The sequence below is a fragment of the Lentzea xinjiangensis genome (genome assembly GCF_900110955.1).
In the GTDB taxonomy this organism is placed as follows: Bacteria; Actinomycetota; Actinomycetes; order Mycobacteriales; family Pseudonocardiaceae; genus Lentzea; species Lentzea xinjiangensis.
In genome coordinates this window covers 160,940-179,495 of record NZ_FOFR01000003.1, presented here as the reverse complement: position 1 = coordinate 179,495, position 18,556 = coordinate 160,940, and the positions used below count along the sequence as shown (strand labels likewise).

Here is an 18,556-nt window from a genome sequence, read left to right as displayed (position 1 = left end):
GCATCATAAATTGCGTGTACTGTGCCTCCTATCTGAACCGCGGTCGCCGCTCTTGACGACCATGCCGGAGCACGTCACCACTCGCGCCACCACGGAAGGAAACCGCACGTGGAACCGAACTACCCGCTGCACCTGCCGGACTTCTACATCGGCGACCCAGGACCGGCCTACCGGGACCTGCGCCACAACTCCCCGGTGCACTGGACCAGCGCCAACGGTGGGTTCTGGGGCATCACGCGCTACGCGGACGTCAAGTTCATCGGCTCACGGCCGCACCTGTTCTCATCGGCGAACGGGGTGCTGATGCCCGACGGCAAGCCCCGGACGGCCGACCCGCGCCCGATGCTCATCACGACCGACCCGCCGCGGCACAAGGCGATGCGCACGCTGATCTCGAAGGGCTTCACCCCGAAGCACATCAACGCGATGGAGCCCGAGGTCCGCGAGATCGTGCGCGGTGTGCTGGACTCCGCGGAACCGGGCATCGAGGTGGAGTACGCCGAGGGGCTCGTGGCGAAGGTCCCGGTCCGCATCATCGCGGACCTGCTCGGGGCGCCGGCCGAGGACTGGGAGCAGTTCCGCGCCTGGTCCGACGCCTCCGTCGGCTCGGCCGACCCCGGCGTCGAGCTGAGCTCTCAGGAGGCGTTCGGGGCGCTGACCACCTACTTCCGCCGGCTGATCGCCCTGCGCGAGCAGCACCGCACCAACGACCTCATCTCGCTCCTCATGGACGCCGAGGTCGACGGTGAGAGCCTGTCCCACGACGAGCTCATGGCGTTCCTGCACCTGTTGCTCGTCGCCGGCAACGAGACCACGCGCAACCTGATCGCGTTGGGCACCATCGCCCTGATCAACCACCCTGAGCAGCTGCGGATGCTCGTCGACGACCCGAGCCTGATCCCGGCCGCCATCGAGGAGATGCTGCGCCACATCTCCCCGGTCACGCACATGACCCGCTGGGCCACCGAGGACGTCGAGCTGCGCGGCAAGACCATCAGGAAGGGGCAGGCGGTCGTGCTGCTCTACGGTGCCGCCAACCGCGACGAGGACGTCTTCGGCGAGACCGCCGAGCAGTTCGACATCACCCGCCGGCCCAACCCGCACCTGGCGTTCGGCACGGGTGAGCACGCCTGCCTGGGCCTGTCGCTGGCCCGGCTCGAGGCCAGGGTGTTCTTCGAGGAGCTGCTGGCCCGCTTCGACCGCATCGAGCTCACCGGTGAGGTGCTGCGGATGCGGTCCACCATGGTGCCCGGTGTCCGGACCATGCACGTCCGCCTCGGTGCCGCGGACGACAGGGCCGGTGTCCGATGAGGATCGTCCTGGACCGGGCCAGGTGCACCGGTATCGGAATCTGCGAGTCCTTCGCGCCCACCGTGTTCGAGGTGGACGACAACGGTGAGCTGGTCGTGCTGTCCGCCGAGGTGCCCGAAGGCGCCTTGGACGAGGTGACCGCGGCCGTCGAGGGGTGCCCCGCCCTGGCGCTGAGGCTGGAGCCGTGAGCGCCACGACCGTCCACACCGGACCGAACTCGCTCGTGGTCGTCGGCGCCTCGCTCGCCGGCCTGCGTGCGGTCGAGGCCGCGCGCAAGGCCGGGTTCGCGGGCCGCGTCACCCTGATCGGCGACGAGCCCCACCTGCCCTACGACCGGCCGCCGTTGTCGAAGCAGTTGCTGGCGCCAGGGGGTTCGACCGACCCGGTGACCTTCCGCAGCCGTGCGGAGCTCGTCGACGAGCTGGGCGTGGAGCTCCTGCTCGACGCCCCGGCCACCGGACTCGATCCGGACGCCCGGATCGTGCACGTCGGGGGCGCGGAGGTGGCCTACGACGCGCTGGTCATCGCCACCGGCGCCGTGGCCCGCGGCTTGCCGGGCACCGAGAACTTGGCGGGTGTGCACGTCCTGCGCACGCTCGACGATGCCCGCGCGGTCCGCCGTGCCCTCGACGAAGGTGCCCGCACCGTCGTCGTGGGGGCCGGTTTCATCGGGTCCGAGGTCGCCTCGGCCGCCCGCGCGCGCGGCTTGCCGGCCACGGTCGTGGAGGCGCTGCCGGCCCCGCTGGTCCGGTCCGTCGGGTCCGGCCTCGGTGCCGGGCTGTCGGCGCTGCACACGCGCAACGGCACCGTGCTGCGCTGCGGCCAGGCCGTGGCCGCGGTGGAGGGCACGGGCCGGGTCGAGCGCGTCCGCCTCACCGACGGCACCGCGATCGAGGCCGATCTGGTCGTCGTCGGTGTCGGAGCGGTGCCCGGCACCGGCTGGCTCGCCGGTAGCGGACTGCCCGTGGCCGACGGCGTGGTTTGCGACGAGTTCCTCCGCGCCGGCGCCCCCGGTGTGTACGCCGCGGGAGACGTAGCCCGTTGGCACAACCGCCTGTTCGACCGCTCGATGCGGGTGGAGCACTGGTCCGCTGCCGCCGAGCAGGGGGCGCTCGCCGCGCGCAACGCGGTGTCACCTGCGGACGCCGTGCCCTACGTGACGGTCCCGTACTTCTGGTCGGACTGGTACGGCTCGCGCATCCAGTTCGCCGGTGTCGCCGGCGGCGACGGTCACGAGATCGTCTCCGGCGACCCGGCCGGTGACCACTTCGTCGCGCTGTACCGCGAGGGCGACCGCCTGACCGGCGTGCTCACGCTGAACGGGCAGCGCCACGTCATGAAGTACCGCCGGCTCATCGCTCAAGGCGCCTGCTTCGACGAAGCCGTCGCGTTCGCCCGGACGCCGGCGCATGGCGCGACCGCCGCTTCCTGATCTTCCTCCGCCAACGCCGGGACACCGCCGGAAAGGACGAATCGACCATGCCCGAGTTGCAGCAGCACGACACGATGGACGACGACGACACGATCTCACCCGCAGGCACGGCTCCCACCCGGGAGGAAGCGCTGCTCGCCCGCATGGGAACGCGGATGGGCTTCGTCTACTCCGCCATCCCCGTCGTGGTGTTCGTGACAGCGAACCTCTTCCTCCCGTTGGCGGTGACGCTCACCGTCGCACTGCTGGCGGGGGCCGGGCTGATGGTGTTCCGGCTCGTGCGCGGCGAGCGCTGGATCTCCGCTGCCGGCAGCCTGGCCGGTGTCACGATCGCCGCGGCGGTCGTGGCCCTGACCGGGTCGGCGAAGAACTACTTCATGGTGGGGATCTGGGCCTACCTGGCGGGCTTCGTGATCACCCTCGGCTCGGTGCTGCTGCGCAGGCCGGTCACCGGCGTCATCTGGAACTTCGTGCACGGCGGCAAGCACCCGTGGCGGACCGATCGGAAGGTCCTGCGCGCCCACATCGCCGCCACCCTCGCCGCCGCCGGGGTGCTGGGCGCCCGGTTCGGCCTCCAGCAGTGGCTCTACCTCAACGACAACACCAGCGCGCTCGGGGTCGCCCGCGTCGCGATGGGCACGCCGCTGTCGGCGCTCGTCGTGGTCGTCATCGTGTGGGCCTTCCGGCGCAGCAGCAAGCGGTTGCTCCCGAAGACCGCGGATGCCGGCGAAGGCATCGCAACCCCCGCTCACAAGCCGGCGGAGTGATCCCGTGAGCCGGCCGGAACCCGTGACGTCGCCACCGAGGGCGCTCATCGTCGTGCTCGCATTCGCGGGGATCACGGTGTCGTTGCAGCAGACCTTCGTCATCCCCTTGCTCCCCCGGTTGCCGGCGTTGCTGCACGCGACGCCCGACACCGCCTCGTGGGCCGTGACGGCCACGTTGGTCGCGGGGGCGGTGTCCATCCCGATCGTCGGGCGGCTCGCCGACATGTGGGGCAAGCGGCGCGTTCTGCTGTTCTGCCTCACGTTCCTGGCCGCGGGTTCCGCGGTGGTGGCGCTCAGCACCTCGCTGGGCTGGTTCGTCACCGGTCGCGCCGTGCAGGGCACCGCCGCCGGTGTGGTGTCCCTGGGCATCAGCATCCTCCGCGACCACCTGCCCCCGCACCGGCTGGCGTCCGCGGCGTCGGTGATGAGCACCTCGCTCGGCGTGGGGGCCTCGCTGGGCATCCCGCTGTCGGCGTTGCTCGCGCAGCACACCGGCTGGCGGGTGCTGTTCTGGACCGCGGGCGGGCTGGCCGTCGTGGCTGGTGCGCTCGTCCTGCTCGTCGTGCCCCGTACGGAGCGGCCGGCGGGCGGCCGGTTCGACCCGCTGGGGGCGCTGCTGCTCTCCGGCGCGCTGGTCTGCCTCTTCCTCGCCGTTTCCCGGGGCGGCGCCCAGGGGTGGCCCGGCGGCCTCGTCCTCGGATCGTTCGCGGGCGCGGCCGCCCTGCTGGTGCTGTTCGGTGCGTGGGAGCTGCGCACCCCGCAGCCGCTGGTCGACCTGCGGGTGAGCCGCCGGCCGCAGGTCCTGCTCACCAACACCGCCTCGCTGGTCTTCGGCTTCGCCATGCTGACCAACGCGCTGGTGTTCACCCAGTTGGTGCAGATGCCCGTGGCGGCGGGGTACGGGTTCGGCGAGTCGATGCTCGTCGCCGGCCTCCTGCAGGCTCCCGGCGGGATGTGCATGGTCGCCATGTCACCGGTGTCGGCCAGGCTGACCGTCCACTTCGGACCAAAGACGCCACTCGTGGTCGGTGCCCTTGTTCTCGCGGGCAGCTACGGCTTCGCGGCGCTGCTGCACACCGAGCTCTGGCAGTTGCTGCTGTGCACCGTCCTCGTGGGATCCGGTATCGGGCTCGCCTACGGGGCGATGCCCTCGCTCATCATGAGCGCGGTCCCGGCCGGTCAGACAGCGGCGGCCAACGGCCTGAACAACCTCTGCCGGTCGCTGGGCACGTCCGCCGCGGGCGCGGTGACGGGGCTGCTCCTCGCCGCCACGACCACGACGGTGAGCGGACACGTCGTCCCGGACCCGACCGCGATCACCACCGTCCTGGTGATCGGCGCCGCGGCGGCGCTGCTCGCCTCGGTCATCGCCGCTTTCCTCCCGCGCAGCCGCCCGGCGGCGACGGCTGACCTCCCGTCCGCCTTGCGGCACGAACCGAGCACCGCGTGATGCCGCGCTGTCCCGGCCGGCGTCACGCGCCTGCTGTGAGCTGATCTGCCCACAGCAGAGAAAACGGCGAAGGCCCCGCCGGACCCGGCATCGTCGGTGCCATGACGAACAACGAGAAGCTGTTCAGCCCTGGGCTGCGCGAACGGTTCTTCGGTCAGCGGGTGCTGATTCTCGACGGCGCGCTCGACGACGACAACGGCACGGTGCTGGCCACGCAGATGCTGTCGCTCGCGAGTGAGGACCCGCGGCAGGACATCGCGCTGTGGATCCACTCGCCGGGTGGTTCGGTACCCGCGATGCTGGCCATCCGCGACGTCATGCGGCTGGTCCCGTGCGACGTGGCGACGCTGGCGCTGGGACTCGCGTGCAGCGCCGGGCAGTTCCTGCTGTCGGCGGGCACCAGGGGCAAGCGGTTCGCCCTGCCGCACGCGCGGATCCTGATGCACCAGGGGAGCTCCGGGATCGGCGGCTCGGCGGTCGAGGTCGAGGTGCAGGCGGACGACCTGCGGCACACCAGGGACACCGTGCTCGGGCTCATCGCCGAGGACACCGGGCAGCCGTTCGACCGGATCTTCACCGACTCGCTGCACGACCGGTGGTTCACCACCGCGCAGGCGCTCGAGTACGGGTTCATCGACCACGTCGTCAGCGACCTCGGCCAGGTCGTCCCCGTCCGGATGCACAAGCTGGGCCTGCACGCGGGAGCCGTCGCATGAGCACCTACACCATTCCCAACGTCATCACCCGGGACGCTCGCGGCGAGCGGGTCATGGACGTCTTCTCGCACCTGCTGTCCGAGCGGATCGTCTACCTGGGCACCGGGATCGACTCCGGCGTCGCCAACGCGCTGATCGCGCAGCTGTTCCACCTGGAGGCGGACAACCCGGACCTGGAGATCAACCTCTACATCAACTGCGAGGGCGGCGATCCGTCGGCGATGCTCGCGCTGTACGACACCATCCGCTACATCAAGGCGCCGGTCGCGACGACGTGCGTGGGGCAGGCGGTCGCGGCCGGCGCGGTGCTGCTCGCGGCGGGGGCGGAAGGGCGCCGGTCGGTGCTGCCGCACTCCAGGGTCGTGCTGCACCAGCCGGCGGCGCAGGGACGCGGCACGATCCCGGACCTCATCCTCGCGGCGGACGAGGTGGTGCGGGTGCGCACGCAGCTCGAGGAGATCCTGGCCCGGCACACCGGCCGGAGCGTGCAGGAGCTGCGCCACGACACCGACCGGGACCGCGTGTTCGACGCACCCGGCGCCGTCCAGTACGGACTGGCCGACCGGGTGCTCGACCACCGGCCCTAGCCATCGCTCCTAGGCGGCCATCAGGACCGGACCCGACGGGCGGCCGGTGGGGCGGGACGTGTGGAAGTGGCTGCGCGCCGGGTGGTGGTGGCGCACCTGGCCGGCGATGCCGATCAGCAGGTCGGCCAGGTCGACACCCAGCGCCCCGGTCACGGCGGCGATCATCTCGCTCGACGGTTCCTTGCGGCCGCGTTCGATCTCGGACAGGTACTGCACCGAGATGCCGGCCCGTTCGGCGACGTCGACGAGGCGGTCGCCGCGCTCCTCCCTCGTCTCGCGCAGCTTGCGGCCCAGGGCCTCACGCCACAACGGTTCGGGAGTGCGCTTGAAGTCCAGGATCTCCGCCATGTCGTCATGGTGACAGCACCCCGGCCGACGAAAAGGGCCGTTCTGCTACCAGCAGAACGGCCCCGGACCCGCCGGCGCGTCACACCAGCGACTCCTCCTTCTTGCGCCGCAAGCGCAGCACGAACGCCACCGCCAGCAGCACGACGAGCACGCTGTACGCGACCGCCGCGAACGGGCTGGTGACCAGCGCGCTGAGCGAGCCCTCGCTGATCTGCAGCGTGCGCCGCAGCTGCTCCTCCGCCATCGGCCCGAGGATCAGGCCGACGACCAGCGGCGCGACCGGGTAGCCGTGCCGCCGCATGAAGAAGCCGATCACCCCGATCACCAGCAGCACGATCAGGTCGTCCACGACGAAGTTCACCGCGTAGGTGCCCAGCGCCGCGAACAGCAGGATGCCCGCGTACAGGTAGGGCCGCGGGATGCGCAGCACCTTCACCCAGATCTTCACCAGCGGCAGGTTCAGCACGAGCAGCATCACGTTGCCGATGTACAGCGACGCGATCAGCGCCCACACCATCGCCGAGTTGTTGGTGAACAGCAACGGGCCCGGCTGGATGCCGTAGCTCTGGAACGCCGCCACGATCACCGCCGCGGTCGCGGTCGTCGGCAGGCCCAGCGTCAGCAACGGCACCAGGACGCCGGCCGCGGCGGCGTTGTTCGCCGCCTCGGGTCCCGCCACGCCCTCGATCGCGCCCTTGCCGAACTCCTCCGGCCGCTTCGAGAGCTTCTTCTCCGCCGCGTACGACAGGAACGTCGACACGTCCGCGCCACCGGCCGGCACGGTGCCGATCGGGAAGCCGATGAGCGTGCCGCGCAGCCAGGGCTTCCACGAGCGCTTCCAGAACTCGCCCGTCATCCACCTGCCACCGACGGGGATGACCTCGATCGGCCCGTGCCGCAGCCTCGATGCCACGTACAGCGCCTCGCCGACGGCGAACACGCCGACCGCCACCACGACCACGTCGACGCCGTCGGCCAGCGTCGGCACCCCGAGGGTGAAGCGCTGCTGCCCGGTCAGCGTGTCGGTGCCGACCAGGCCGATGAACAGGCCGAGGCCCAGCGAGGCCAGCCCGCGCACCGGCGACGAGCCGAGCAGTGCCGCCACCGTCGTGAACGCCACCACCATCAGTGCCACGTAGTCGGCCGGGCCAAGCTGCACGGCCAGATCCGCGATCGTCGGCGCCAGCAACGTGAGCAGCACCGTGGCGATCGTGCCCGCCACGAACGACCCGATCGCCGCCGTGGCCAGCGCCGCCGCGCCACGTCCGGCCTTCGCCATCTTGTTGCCCTCTAGGGCGGTGACGATGGACGACGACTCACCCGGCGTGTTCAGCAGGATGGAAGTCGTCGAACCGCCGTACATCCCGCCGTAGTAGATGCCCGCGAAGATGATGAGCGCGGCCGTCGGGTCCAGCGAGTACGTCAGCGGCAGCAGCAACGCGACGGTCATCGCCGGTCCGATGCCCGGCAGCACGCCGACCGCGGTGCCGAGCGTGACGCCCAGCAGCGCGTACAGCAGGTACTCGGGCTGTGCGGCGGTCGCGAAACCCTCCAGGAGGGCGGTGATGCTATCCATCGAGGAACGGCACCCCTTCGAAGATCCCGGCGGGCAGCGACAGCCCGAGGCCGGTCGCGAACACCACCTGCACGACGAGCGCCAGCACCACCGCGATCGGCAGCGCACGCCACCAGACCGCGCCGAGCGACCACGCCGCACCGAAGAACAGCAGCGTCGCGGCGACCGGCCAGCCGACGACGTCGATCAGCACCAGGTGCGCCACGAGCACCGCGACCAGCTTGCCCACGGTGACCCAGTCGGTGCGGACCCCCGCGTCGACGTCCTCGGCCTCCTCCGCCTGGCCGAGCTTGCCGCGCGCGGTCGCGATGATCGCCGCCAGGCCGGCCAGCACGAGCAGAGCGCCCACGACGTAGGGGAACGCGCGGGGCCCGACGGCGTTCTCGTCGCGCGCGGCGATCGTGGTCGCGTCGGCCAGGGTGAACACCCCGACCGCCGCGACCAGACCGCCGAACGCGTATTCCTCGACCTTCTCGGCAATCACTTCACGAGCCCGATGTCCTGCAGTGCGGGCTTGACGCGACCGATCTCCTTGAACAGGAACGTGGAGAACTCGGTGCCGGTCAGGAAGGTGTCCGTCCAGCCCTTCTTCGCCATCTCGTCCTTCCACGCCTGGCTGGCGTGCATGTCGGTGACGAGCCTGGTCAGCCGGGTCTTGGCCTCCGCGGAGATCGAGCCGGGAGCCACGACGCCGCGCCAGTTGATCAGCTCGACGCCGAGGTCCTTGAACGTCGGCGCGTTCAGCTCGGGGTGCGGGTTGGGCCCGGAGGTGCCCAGCGCGCGCAGCTTGCCCGCCTTGATCTGCTCCTTGTACTCGCCGATGCCCGAGATGCCGGCGTCGACCTTCTTGCCGAGCAGGGCCGCCAGCGACTCGCCGCCGCCGGAGTGCGCCACGTAGTTCAGCTTCGACGACTCGATGTTCTTCGACTTGAGCAGCATCCCGGCGAGGATGTGGTCGGTGCCGCCGGCCGAGCCGCCGGTGATCGACACCCCCTTGCCCTTCTCGTTGACCGCGTTGAGCAGGTCAGCGATCGTCTTGTACGGCGAGTCCGCCGGCACCACGACCACCTCGTCCTCGGCGGTCAGCCGGGCGATCGGGGTCGTCTCCTCCAGCCGTGCCTGCGACGCGTTGGTCTCCACCGCGCCGACCATGACCAGGCCGGTGATCATCAGGAACGACTCGGAGCGTTCCGAGGTGAGCTTCTGCAGGCCGACCGTGCCACCGGCGCCACCCACGTTGCTGACCTGGACGGAGTTCACGAGCTTGGCCCCGGTCACCGCCGCCTGCATCGCCCTGGCGGTCTGGTCCCAACCACCGCCGGGGTCGGCGGGGGCCATGATCTCCAACTTGGCGATGGAGTCGCCACCAGCGCTCTTGGCCGACTGACCACACCCCGCGAGCACCAGTCCGGCAGCGGCCACCGCCACTGCTCGTCTCCAGCCCGTACCCATCCAGAAACTCCTCGCTTCGACGCGAACGTTGCGCGGGCACGCTAGGTAAGCGTGGGTGCACACGTAAGTGTTCGGTCGTAAGAAGCGTATTGGTCGTTTAGGTCGTGACTTGATTCACAGTTGATACGTCAGAATGCCATCCATGTTTCGCCGGTCTGTTTCCTTCGGCGCCTTGCTGCTGGCGTTGCAGGTGGTCATCGTGCTGATGACCACCTGCACCGCCGGCCTGCTCGCAGCCAAACTGCAGAGCGACCGGATCACCGAGGCCTACAAGGACAGGATGCTGTCCGTCGCGGAGAGCGTGGCGCGGCTACCGACGGTGATCGCGGCGTTCGACACCGTTGACCCATCCGCGACCATCCAGCCGTTGGCCGAAGTGATCCGCAAGGCGTCCAACGTGACGTACGTGGTCGTCGCCGACGGCCAAGGCGTCCGCTACGCCCACCCCGACCCCAAGCGCATCGGCGAACGGGTCTCCACCGACCCGAGCACCGCCCTGTCCGGCGAGGTCTTCGTCGGCACCGAGACCGGCACCCTGGGCACGTCGTTGCGCGCGAAGGTGCCGGTGCGGGCCGAGGACGGGCGGATCATCGGGATGGCGTCCGTCGGCGTCCTGGAGAGCCAGTTGTCCGCGGACCTCGCCGAGGACCTGCCGGAGCTGATCGGCTGGCTGGCCGCCGCCGCGCTCATCGGCGTGCTGGGCGCGGCGCTGGTCACCCAGCACGTGCGCCGCCGCATGTTCCGGCTCGAACCCGCCGAGATCGCGCAACTGCTGGAGACCAGGGACGCGATGCTGCACGGCATCCGCGAGGGCGTGGTCGCCGTCGACGACCGGGAGAGGCTGGCGCTGGTCAACGACGAGGCGATGCGGCTGCTGGGGCTCGTCGAGGACCCGCGCGGCAGGCCGGCGGCGGAGGTCCTCGACGACGGCCTGCTCGACCTGGCGCGCGACCACGACGACGTCGCGGACCGGCTCGTCCTGGCCGGGGAACGGGTGCTGGTCGCCAACCGGATGACAGCGAAGACGCACGATCGCGCCGTCGGCGTGGTGCTGACGTTGCGCGACCGCACCGAGCTGCACGACGCGCTGCGCGAGCTGGACGGCCAGCGCACCGTCACGGAGGTGCTGCGCGCACAGGCCCACGAGTTCTCCAACCACCTCCACGTCATCGGTGGCCTGCTCGACCTGGACCGCGGTGCCGACGCCGTGGCCTACATCGAACGGGTCGGCGGCGCGGGCTCCGTGACCGCTGACATCATCGACGGTGCGAACGCGGACCCGGCGCTGGCGGCCCTGCTGCTGGCCAAGTCCTCGACCGCGCACGAACGCGGGGTCCAGCTTCGGCTGGACCCGGACAGCTCGGTGGACACCCGCGCGGGCGACGACGCGTTGACCGTGCTGGGCAATTTGCTGGACAACGCGGTGGACGCAGTGGAGACAGGGGGGATCGTGCGCGTGCTGGTGCGCTCGTCGGCGACCGGGGTGCGGGTGGTCGTGGACGACGACGGGCCGGGAGTGGCCGAGGCGGACCGCGGCCGGATCTTCGACCTGGGCGTGAGCTCGAAGGACGCCCAGGGCGCCCACGGCAGGGGGATAGGACTCGCATTGGTGTCGAGGGTGGTCACCCGGCGCAGCGGCCGGGTGGCGATCACCGACTCGGAGCTCGGCGGCGCGTCGTTCGACGTGTGGCTGCCGGAAACGGGGAACCGATGAGCGTGCGGACGCTCGTTGTCGACGACGACTTCGCCGTGGCCGCGATCCACCGCGGCTTCCTGGAGGCGATGCCCGAGTTCGAGGTGGTCGGCGAGGCGCACCGCGGCGGTGAGGCGCTGCGGGCCGTGGAGACGCTGCGCCCCGACCTGGTGCTGCTGGACATCCACCTGCCCGACATCTCCGGCCTCGAGGTGCTGTCGCGGTTGCGGGCCCGCAGCGGGCCGCCGGTCGACGTCATCGCGGTCACGGCCGCGCGCGAACGGGAGACCGTGCGGCAGGCCATGTCCAGGGGCGTGGACAACTACCTGGTGAAGCCGTTCACGCGCACGGCCTTCCTCGACCGGATGCGGGAGTACCTCGCCCAGCGCACCGAGGTGCAGCGGCTCGGGCAGGTGCTCGACCAGGACGAGGTCGACCAGCTCATGCACCACCGGCCGCGCACGCCGGCGATGCCCAAGGGCCTGTCGGCGGTGACGCTGCGGCTGGTGATCGACGCGTTGCGCGACTGCGAGGCCGACCTCTCGGCGCAGGAGGTCGGCGACCGGGCGGGACTGTCGCGGGTGAGCGCCCGCCGGTACCTGGAGCACCTCGTGACGATCGGGAAGGCCGAGGTGCAGCCCAGGTACGGCATGGCGAACCGGCCCGCGCACGGGTACCGGCTGACCTAGCCGCACCCGGTCCCGCCGGCTCTCCAGGCCCGTGATGGGCGCGGTCGCGGAAACCGGAGGAGCCCGCTCGCCTGTGGCAAGATCTGCGGACATGAGAACTGGGGGCAGGATTCTCGTGTTGCTGGCTGCGCTCGTGGGCTCGGTGGCGTGCGGGACGCGTCCGGAGGTCGCGGCGCTCCCGGAACCACCGGACGCGCGGTCCGTCTCGCTGATCACGCCGGAGTCGCGCGAACCGTCGTGCGATGCCGGTCTGCTGTTCACCACCGGCTTCACCGAGGCCGCTTCGGGCCTGCGGGTGATGGACGTCGAAGTGGTGAACTGCGGTACCGAGCCCGTGCACCTGAACGGGTACCCGCAGGTGAGGCTGTTCGACGAGCAGTGGCGGCAGTTGGCCGTGGAGATCGTCGAAGGCTCGGGCGGCATCGCCTCGGTCGAGGGCTTCGACGACGCGCCGCAGCCGGTGGCGGTGCGGCCGGGGGAGCGGGCGAAGAGCGCGTTCCTGTGGCGGAACACGCACACCTCGGTCGACCCGCCGCAGGTCGGCAGCCACGCCGACATCGCGGCCGGGCCGGGGGGCGCGTGGCAGTCGTTGCGGCCGGTGTCGCCGGAGCGGGGAGTCCTGATCGACCTGGGCAGCACCGGGCGGATGGGAGTCCGGGCGTGGCACCGCTAGTGCGGCTGAGGCGCGCGACCGTCGAGGACGCCGCCGAGGTGGCCGCGATCTGGTACCCCGGCTGGTGCGACGCGCACCTCGGCAACGTGCCGCAGCGCCTCGTCGACGCCCGGCCGGAGGAGACCTTCGAGCCGCGCGCGGTGGAGCACGCCGAGCACACCACGGTCGCGCTCGCCGGCGACGAGATCGCCGGGTTCGTGATGGTGGTGGGGGACGAGGTCGAGCAGGTCTACGTCGCCGCCGCCCACCGCGGATCCGGTGTGGCGGCAGCGCTCCTGAGCGCGGCCGAGCGGGAGGTGGCGGCCGGCGGCCACGAGCGGGCCTGGCTCGCGGTCGTCGCGGGCAACGAGCGGGCACGCCGGTTCTACGAACGGCGGGGCTGGGTGGACGAGGGCCTGTTCGAGCACCGGGCACCCCACCCGGACGGGCCCATCCCGGTTCCGGCGCACCGCTACGTCAAACAGGTGCGGTGACGCCCGTGTTAACTCTCCCGGCGGCGGCGTCCTCCCGTGTTCTCATGGCGTCATGTCGACCACCGCGCTCCTGAGCTTCACGTTCGTCGCGCTGCTGACCGTCATCACGCCGGGTCTGGAGACCCTGCTGGTGCTGCGCACGGCACTGCTGGTGGGCCGCCGCGCCGCCATGGGTGTCGTGGTGGGCAGCACGCTGGGGTGCCTGGTGTGGGCGACCGCGGGCCTGGTCGGTCTGACGGCGTTGCTGCAAGCGTCCGAACTGGCCTACGACGTCGTGCGCTGGCTCGGCGCGGCATACCTGGTCCACCTGGGTGTGAAGGCGTTGTGGCAGTCCCGGCGGCCGGTCGAGGTCGACGAGCCCGCGCCGGTGCCCTCGGTGCGCGCGGCCGTCCGGGTCGGGCTGCTCACGAACCTGCTCAACCCGAAGCCGGGGGTCTTCTACATCTCGTTGCTGCCGCAGTTCCTGCCCGTCGGCCAGCCCGCGTGGGGTGGCGTCCTCGTGGCGATCCACCTCGGCATCGGGCTGCTGTGGTTCCCGGTGCTGGTCACGGCGGCCGGCCGGGCCCGTGCTCTCCTGTTGCGGCAACGGGTTCTGCTCGACCGCCTGTCCGCCTCCGCGCTGATCGCGTTCGGTGTGAGAACGGCCGTGGACGCGCGCTGACCTGTGTTCGAATGGGACCTATGTCGACCGCTGCCCTCCTGGGCTTCTCCCTCGTCGCGTTGCTCACCGTCCTCACTCCGGGCCTGGACACGGTGATGGTGCTGCGCACGGCGTTGCTGAGCGGCAAGCGCGCGGCGATGGGCGTCGTTCTCGGCATCACGCTGGGGTGCCTGGTGTGGGCGGTGGCGAGTCTGGCCGGTCTCACGGCGCTGCTGACCGCGTCCGAGGTCGCCTACGACGTCGTGCGCTGGCTCGGCGCGGCGTACCTGGTTCACCTGGGCGCGAAGGCTTTGTGGAACTCGCGCAGGGGTGTGGCGCTGGAGGACTCGCGCCCGGTGCCGGGTGCGCGGGCGTCGTTGCGGGTGGGCCTGCTGACGAACCTGCTCAACCCGAAGGTCGGCGTCTTCTACCTGTCGTTGCTGCCGCAGTTCATGCCGGCCGGTCAGCCGGGGTGGGGTGCGGTGCTCGTCGCCGTGCACCTGGGCCTGGGGCTGGTGTGGCTGCCGGTCCTGGTCGTGGTGGCCGGCCGGGCCCGTGCCTTCCTGCTGCGGCAACGGGTTCTGCTCGACCGCCTGACCGCGTCCGTCTTCGTCGCGCTGGGGCTGAAGCTCGCCTTCGAGGCGCGCTAGCGTTCGCCGGACGCCGAGCGGTGCCACGCCGCGAGCGCCGCCTTGCTCGGCACGCCCAGCTTCGCGCGGATGTTCACCACGTGCCGGTCCGCCGTGCGCGGTGAGATGAACAGCCTCGCCCCGATCTGGTTGGCCGTGAGCCCTTCCGCGACGAGTCCGGCGATCGTGAACTCCTGCCGGGTCAGCCCACCCGGCAGCACGGGTCTGACGGGTCGCCGTTCGGCGCCGGGCACGGGTTCGAGCGCGAACTCCATCGCCTGTTCCTGCCGCAGGTCGGCGCCCAGCGTCGTGGTCACCGGGTAGTCGTCGCCGAGCGCGCGGCGAACGGTCCGGTCCGCGCGTTCCAGCACCGTGCGGAACGGGCTCATACCGCCGAACGAGATCCGCGAGACCCGTTCCTGCGAACGCAGCGCACCGAGCAGGCGTGCCGCGCGGTCGAAAGCGCCCATCTCGGCGCACGCGCAGGCGAGCAGCCAGAGGCTGAACGCCGGTCCCCACGCGTCGCCGATCGTGAGCTGGATCCTCAACGCCCGCACCGCCGGCGGGTGCGCCTGCGCCGGGTCGCCGTGCAGCAGCTCGTACAGGCCCTGGTTCCACAGCCCCCAGGCGTGCGACCAGGCCACGCCGTTGCTCTCCCCCAGCCGGATCAGGCCGGTCGTGGCCTTGTCCGCGGCCTCGGCGCCGAGCAGGAAGCACGTGGCCATCGCGTGCATCAGCTCGGTGACGTACGTGTCGCCGGGTGGCGCGTACTGGCGGCACAGATCGACGATGCGCGTGTACAACGGCACGCAGTCCGGGGAGCCCTCGACGAAGAAGAGGTGTGTGGCTTCGACGATCAGCAGGTGCACGTCGGTCGCCGGTGCCGGGGACAACGCGCGGGCCTGGTTCATCAACGGGATGGCCGTCGCCATGTCGCCTTGCGCCTGCGCCATGTACGCGCAGTGCGCCAGCAACGACGTGCGCAGCGGTGCCTCGGTGATCACCTCGCGGGCCACCGCGAGCAGGTCCCGTGCCTGCCCGAGCCGGCCCGCGGACGCCGTGAACCGGGTGCGCTGCACGTTCATCGCCATGACCGTGCCGGTCTCGGCGAGGCCGGGGGTTCCCAGCGCGTGCCCGATGGCGGCGCGGACGTTCGGCCACTCCTCCCACAGCCTGCCCATCCACAACGCCTCGTCCGGCGAGAACCACGACCGGGTCGCCTCGTCGACGAACGAGCTGTAGTGCAGCACGTGCCGTCGCAATGGTTCGTCTGCGCTCGTGAGCAAACCGGCCCCGAACTCCGCCACAGCGTCCAGCAGGCGGTAGCGAGTGCGTCCGGTGACCGTGCTCGTCGTCGCCACCACGATCGACTTGCGCACCAGCGCGGACAACGTCGCCGGCACGTCCGCGCCCCCGACCGCTTCTGCCGCGGCCAGGTCGAAGTCCGCGGGGAACACCGACAGCGCCGCCCACAGCCGCCGTTCCCGGTCCGTGCCGTGCCGCGCGGACCACTCGCACACCTGCCGCACAGTGGTCAGCCCGAGCACGTCCGCCAGCGGGATCTCGCCGAACCGCGCGGCCACGAGCTCGATCGCGAGCGGCAGCCCGCCCACCGCCCGGCACCACGCCGCGACCTCCGGGAGATCGCCCTCGGCCGGTGTCGCCGCCGCCCGTGCGACGAACAGCTCGACGGCGTCCTCGGCCATGGGCGGCACCGGGAGGACGTGCTCGCCGTAGACGCCGAGCTGCTCGCGCGAGGTCGTGAGGATCGTCAGGCCCTTGCAACCCCGCAGCAGGTGGTGCACGAGATCCCGGACCGCCTCCAGCAGGTGGTCGCAGTTGTCGAGGACGAGCAGCAAGTGCTTGTCGTACAACGCGTCCAGGAGCCTGCCGGCACCCGCCTCCCGCGCGTTGTCGACGATCCGCAGCTCGGCCGCGACCGTGCGGGCCAGCAGCGCGGCGTCCCGGAGGTCGCCCAGCCGCACCTCCCGGACACCGTGCCGGAACGCCTCCGACCGCGCGAGGGCGCGCCCGATCTCCTCGGCGATGCGCGTCTTGCCGGCGCCGGCGGGGCCGGTGAGCGTGACCAGCCTGGCACGACCGAGCAGCGCCTCGCTCTCGGCGAGCACCGCCCGCCGGCCGATGAACGTCTTCGTCTGGGCAGGCCCAGTGTCCCGCACGGTCATCGGCGCATCTTCGTGCAACGGTGCTCCGGAGTGCCTGCGAGAACTGCCTCACCACCCTTTCGGACTATCGAGTTCGGCCGTGCGTGCAGCACGCCCACGAGCGCGGATGATCATTTTCGTCGCGAGCCGGAGCCCCTGGCGCGCGTTGAGGTGCGTGAGGTAGGCGCGGCTCACCGCGTTCGCGATGCGCGGCAGCGCGGCCGAGTCCGGGTACGCCATGAACATCGGCCGGTACTCCGGCTGGAACTTCGACTTGAACGCGAACAGCGAGCGGAACCCGTAGATCGGCTCCATGACCTGCCCGGTGAGGTCGAGGAGGCGCTGTACCGCCCGCGGCCGCTCACCGCGGTCCAGCCGGGCGAGCGGTGCCCCGGACAGGCTCAGGAACCGCGCGCCCTCGGCCTGGAGCTGCCGTGCCGCCGAGGCGATCAGGAACTCCATCGAGCCGCGGAACCCGTGCGTGCGGCGGCGCATGAAGTCGAGCGTCCACCCGACGACCTCGCCGTCGGCGTACACCGGCAGCCAGCTCGTGATGCCGTGCACGGTGCGGTCGCCATCCACGGCGAGCAGGCAGCGGACGCCGTCACCGGTCAGCTCCTCCAGGCCGCCCAGCGTGAAGCCCATCTCGGGCAGGCCCTTGTCCGCCACCCACTCCGCCGAGATCGACCGGATCTGGTCGGTGATCGCGTACGGACCCACCAGGCCCGCTCCCGCCGGACCGCCAGGCACGTCAGGGCGAGCACCGCCGCCGCGGTGGCGGTCTGGGGATCGGCCCGGCTATCACGGACAGGTCCAACGGGCTGGGCATGGCCGCGATGCTTCAGGAACCCTTCAGGCCCCACATCGGATGTTCGTCTGAGTTCAGACGTGTGAACTTCGGCCTGAAGAATGACAACGCGTCAGCCCGATGACGCGTCGCGCCATGCGTTGGTCAACACCCGCAAGGCGTCCGGGTGTTCGGCGATCTCTGCGGCGCGGGACAAATCGGACTCCGCCATCCCCAACGCGCGCAACGATGTGGCCGAGCCGAACCGTGTGGCCGTGTCGTGGATGAGCTTGGCGAGATCCGCAGGCGCTGTGTATGAGAGCAACGCCGTGTGTGTGGCGGCATGCGGCATCCCGAACGAGCCGCCCAAGACGTGCGCGAGCTTGTGGTGCAGTCCCATCGGGACAGACGCGAGGCATGTCCCGGCCAACCACGCCGACGACAGCAGCTCGGTTCGAGCCTCCACGCTGACCGGGTCTCCGCTCAAAGCGTGCAAAACGCCCTCGATCGCCTTGGTCGCGATGGCGTCGACCAAGGGGTTCTCGTTTCCTCTCGCGGCGATGGCGTGCGCGAGAGCGTTGAACGCGCTTGTCACCGTGACGCCGAGCGGCAGGTCCAGCGTCAGGTCGACGTCGTAGATCACCGTGTCCGGTTGGATCGTCGCGTCGCGCCGCGTCTTCTTCAGCCCCTCGGCCGTCTCCCCGAGCACCGGCGTGACCTCGGAGCCCGCGTAGGTCGTCGGGAGGACGACCTGCGGCACACCGGCCCGCACCGAAAGCGCTTTGGACAGTCCCGTGCTCGATCCACCGCCGACCGAAACCACGCAGTCTGCGCCGTGTTCGCGCAACGACGTGAGCGCGCGCTCCGTCACCTCGACCGGGGTGTGCATGGCAGCGCCGGTGAACCGGGCCGCGAGCAGCGGGCCGAGCGCTGCGGCCACCTCGTCCCCGCCGTGCCGGGCGATCAGCAGCACCCGGTGCGCCCCGAGCCGCTCGACCTCGGCGCGCACGGAGGAGGCGGTGCCGCGGCCGAAGACGACACGGGTGCGGCCGGGTTCGAAGGTGAAGCTCACGGGGTCGAATATTCGCCGGGAGGCTGAGCAGACGCAACAGCGGAGGATCAAGCCTTTCGGCTCTGACGGGTGATGAAGCCACTCCTTAGCGTGAAT

The 18,556-nt window shown here is 71.1% G+C and carries 20 protein-coding genes; 13 read left to right on the top strand and 7 right to left on the bottom strand.

The window, feature by feature from the left end; translation table 11 throughout:
• Positions 1-108 precede the first annotated feature (108 nt).
• The 7 genes from BMW88_RS10505 to BMW88_RS10475 all read left to right on the top strand — a co-directional run bounded on the left by BMW88_RS10505 (position 109) and on the right by BMW88_RS10475 (position 6,263).
• Positions 109-1,311, top strand: coding sequence for a cytochrome P450 (locus BMW88_RS10505; protein WP_218148028.1), 1,203 nt, complete (start codon positions 109-111; stop codon positions 1,309-1,311).
• The gene (locus tag BMW88_RS10500; protein WP_089950462.1) at positions 1,308-1,499 is read left to right on the top strand and encodes a ferredoxin; all 192 of its coding nucleotides are present in this window, start codon (positions 1,308-1,310) and stop codon (positions 1,497-1,499) included. Before BMW88_RS10505 ends, BMW88_RS10500 begins: the two co-directional genes overlap by 4 nt.
• On the top strand, positions 1,496-2,743 hold the full coding sequence (locus BMW88_RS10495) for an NAD(P)/FAD-dependent oxidoreductase (protein WP_089950461.1): 1,248 nt from the start codon (positions 1,496-1,498) through the stop codon (positions 2,741-2,743). Before BMW88_RS10500 ends, BMW88_RS10495 begins: the two co-directional genes overlap by 4 nt.
• A 47-nt stretch (positions 2,744-2,790) precedes the next feature.
• On the top strand, positions 2,791-3,510 hold the full coding sequence (locus BMW88_RS10490) for a DUF3159 domain-containing protein (RefSeq protein ID WP_089950460.1): 720 nt from the start codon (positions 2,791-2,793) through the stop codon (positions 3,508-3,510).
• Positions 3,511-3,514: 4 nt separating this feature from the next.
• Positions 3,515-4,960, top strand: coding sequence for an MFS transporter (locus BMW88_RS10485; RefSeq protein WP_089950459.1), 1,446 nt, complete (start codon positions 3,515-3,517; stop codon positions 4,958-4,960).
• Positions 4,961-5,061: 101 nt separating this feature from the next.
• On the top strand, positions 5,062-5,676 hold the full coding sequence (locus BMW88_RS10480) for a ClpP family protease (RefSeq protein ID WP_089950458.1): 615 nt from the start codon (positions 5,062-5,064) through the stop codon (positions 5,674-5,676).
• Positions 5,673-6,263, top strand: coding sequence for a ClpP family protease (locus BMW88_RS10475; protein ID WP_089950457.1), 591 nt, complete (start codon positions 5,673-5,675; stop codon positions 6,261-6,263). Before BMW88_RS10480 ends, BMW88_RS10475 begins: the two co-directional genes overlap by 4 nt.
• A gap of 9 nt (positions 6,264-6,272) precedes the next feature.
• On the opposite strand, the gene BMW88_RS10470 is transcribed toward BMW88_RS10475, so the two are convergent.
• The 4 genes from BMW88_RS10470 to BMW88_RS10455 form a co-directional block, all read right to left on the bottom strand.
• Entirely contained in the window at positions 6,273-6,611 is a 339-nt protein-coding gene (locus tag BMW88_RS10470; protein WP_089950456.1) for a helix-turn-helix domain-containing protein, read from the bottom strand.
• A 79-nt stretch (positions 6,612-6,690) separates the two neighbouring features.
• Positions 6,691-8,187 (bottom strand): tripartite tricarboxylate transporter permease, encoded by a 1,497-nt coding sequence (locus BMW88_RS10465; RefSeq protein WP_089950455.1) that lies wholly within the window; start codon positions 8,185-8,187, stop codon positions 6,691-6,693.
• Positions 8,180-8,671: a tripartite tricarboxylate transporter TctB family protein gene (locus BMW88_RS10460; RefSeq protein WP_089950454.1), complete on the bottom strand. Its 492-nt coding sequence runs from the start codon at positions 8,669-8,671 to the stop codon at positions 8,180-8,182. Before BMW88_RS10460 ends, BMW88_RS10465 begins: the two co-directional genes overlap by 8 nt.
• Entirely contained in the window at positions 8,668-9,639 is a 972-nt protein-coding gene (locus tag BMW88_RS10455) for a Bug family tripartite tricarboxylate transporter substrate binding protein (protein ID WP_089950453.1), read from the bottom strand. Before BMW88_RS10455 ends, BMW88_RS10460 begins: the two co-directional genes overlap by 4 nt.
• Before the next feature lie 142 nt (positions 9,640-9,781).
• Here BMW88_RS10455 and BMW88_RS10450 point away from each other — a divergent pair, with 142 nt between their 5' ends.
• The 6 genes from BMW88_RS10450 (at position 9,782) to BMW88_RS10425 (ending at position 14,457) form a co-directional block, all read left to right on the top strand.
• Complete coding sequence (locus tag BMW88_RS10450) at positions 9,782-11,353, top strand: ATP-binding protein (RefSeq protein WP_245777694.1); 1,572 nt, start codon at positions 9,782-9,784, stop codon at positions 11,351-11,353.
• Positions 11,350-12,021 (top strand): response regulator, encoded by a 672-nt coding sequence (locus BMW88_RS10445; RefSeq protein WP_089950451.1) that lies wholly within the window; start codon positions 11,350-11,352, stop codon positions 12,019-12,021. The genes BMW88_RS10450 and BMW88_RS10445 overlap by 4 nt, the downstream gene beginning before the upstream one ends.
• A gap of 91 nt (positions 12,022-12,112) precedes the next feature.
• Positions 12,113-12,694, top strand: a complete 582-nt coding sequence (locus BMW88_RS10440) for a DUF4232 domain-containing protein (protein ID WP_177221036.1) — start codon at positions 12,113-12,115, stop codon at positions 12,692-12,694.
• Positions 12,682-13,167 carry a GNAT family N-acetyltransferase gene (locus tag BMW88_RS10435; RefSeq protein ID WP_245777693.1) on the top strand — a complete coding sequence of 162 codons (486 nt, stop codon included), beginning with the start codon at positions 12,682-12,684 and terminating at the stop codon, positions 13,165-13,167. Before BMW88_RS10440 ends, BMW88_RS10435 begins: the two co-directional genes overlap by 13 nt.
• A 52-nt stretch (positions 13,168-13,219) precedes the next feature.
• Positions 13,220-13,828, top strand: a complete 609-nt coding sequence (locus BMW88_RS10430) for a LysE family translocator (protein ID WP_089950448.1) — start codon at positions 13,220-13,222, stop codon at positions 13,826-13,828.
• 20 nt (positions 13,829-13,848) lie between these two features.
• Positions 13,849-14,457, top strand: coding sequence for a LysE family translocator (locus tag BMW88_RS10425; RefSeq protein WP_089950447.1), 609 nt, complete (start codon positions 13,849-13,851; stop codon positions 14,455-14,457).
• Here the strand turns inward: BMW88_RS10425 and BMW88_RS10420 are convergent.
• The 3 genes from BMW88_RS10420 to BMW88_RS10410 form a co-directional block, all read right to left on the bottom strand.
• Positions 14,454-16,622: an ATP-binding protein gene (locus BMW88_RS10420; protein ID WP_089950446.1), complete on the bottom strand. Its 2,169-nt coding sequence runs from the start codon at positions 16,620-16,622 to the stop codon at positions 14,454-14,456. The genes BMW88_RS10425 and BMW88_RS10420 overlap by 4 nt on opposite strands.
• 48 nt (positions 16,623-16,670) lie before the next feature.
• Positions 16,671-17,351, bottom strand: a complete 681-nt coding sequence (locus tag BMW88_RS10415; RefSeq protein ID WP_089950445.1) for a DUF2156 domain-containing protein — start codon at positions 17,349-17,351, stop codon at positions 16,671-16,673.
• A 170-nt stretch (positions 17,352-17,521) separates the two neighbouring features.
• Positions 17,522-18,460, bottom strand: a complete 939-nt coding sequence (locus tag BMW88_RS10410; RefSeq protein ID WP_281249392.1) for an iron-containing alcohol dehydrogenase — start codon at positions 18,458-18,460, stop codon at positions 17,522-17,524.
• Positions 18,461-18,556: the final 96 nt, after the last annotated feature.

Excerpts from the sequence above, each read along its gene's own strand:
- BMW88_RS10480 (WP_089950458.1), top strand. The coding sequence starts at position 5,062 with ATGACGAACAACGAGAAGCTGTTCAGCCCTGGGCTGCGCGAACGGTTC.
- BMW88_RS10455 (WP_089950453.1), bottom strand. The coding sequence starts at position 9,639 with ATGGGTACGGGCTGGAGACGAGCAGTGGCGGTGGCCGCTGCCGGACTG.
- BMW88_RS10475 (WP_089950457.1), top strand. The coding sequence starts at position 5,673 with ATGAGCACCTACACCATTCCCAACGTCATCACCCGGGACGCTCGCGGC.
- BMW88_RS10425 (WP_089950447.1), top strand. The coding sequence starts at position 13,849 with ATGTCGACCGCTGCCCTCCTGGGCTTCTCCCTCGTCGCGTTGCTCACC.
- BMW88_RS10430 (WP_089950448.1), top strand. The coding sequence starts at position 13,220 with ATGTCGACCACCGCGCTCCTGAGCTTCACGTTCGTCGCGCTGCTGACC.
- BMW88_RS10440 (WP_177221036.1), top strand. The coding sequence starts at position 12,113 with ATGAGAACTGGGGGCAGGATTCTCGTGTTGCTGGCTGCGCTCGTGGGC.
- BMW88_RS10490 (WP_089950460.1), top strand. The coding sequence starts at position 2,791 with ATGCCCGAGTTGCAGCAGCACGACACGATGGACGACGACGACACGATC.
- BMW88_RS10465 (WP_089950455.1), bottom strand. The coding sequence starts at position 8,187 with ATGGATAGCATCACCGCCCTCCTGGAGGGTTTCGCGACCGCCGCACAG.
- BMW88_RS10500 (WP_089950462.1), top strand. The coding sequence starts at position 1,308 with ATGAGGATCGTCCTGGACCGGGCCAGGTGCACCGGTATCGGAATCTGC.
- BMW88_RS10445 (WP_089950451.1), top strand. The coding sequence starts at position 11,350 with ATGAGCGTGCGGACGCTCGTTGTCGACGACGACTTCGCCGTGGCCGCG.
- BMW88_RS10420 (WP_089950446.1), bottom strand. The coding sequence starts at position 16,622 with ATGACCGTGCGGGACACTGGGCCTGCCCAGACGAAGACGTTCATCGGC.
- BMW88_RS10450 (WP_245777694.1), top strand. The coding sequence starts at position 9,782 with ATGTTTCGCCGGTCTGTTTCCTTCGGCGCCTTGCTGCTGGCGTTGCAG.
- BMW88_RS10470 (WP_089950456.1), bottom strand. The coding sequence starts at position 6,611 with ATGGCGGAGATCCTGGACTTCAAGCGCACTCCCGAACCGTTGTGGCGT.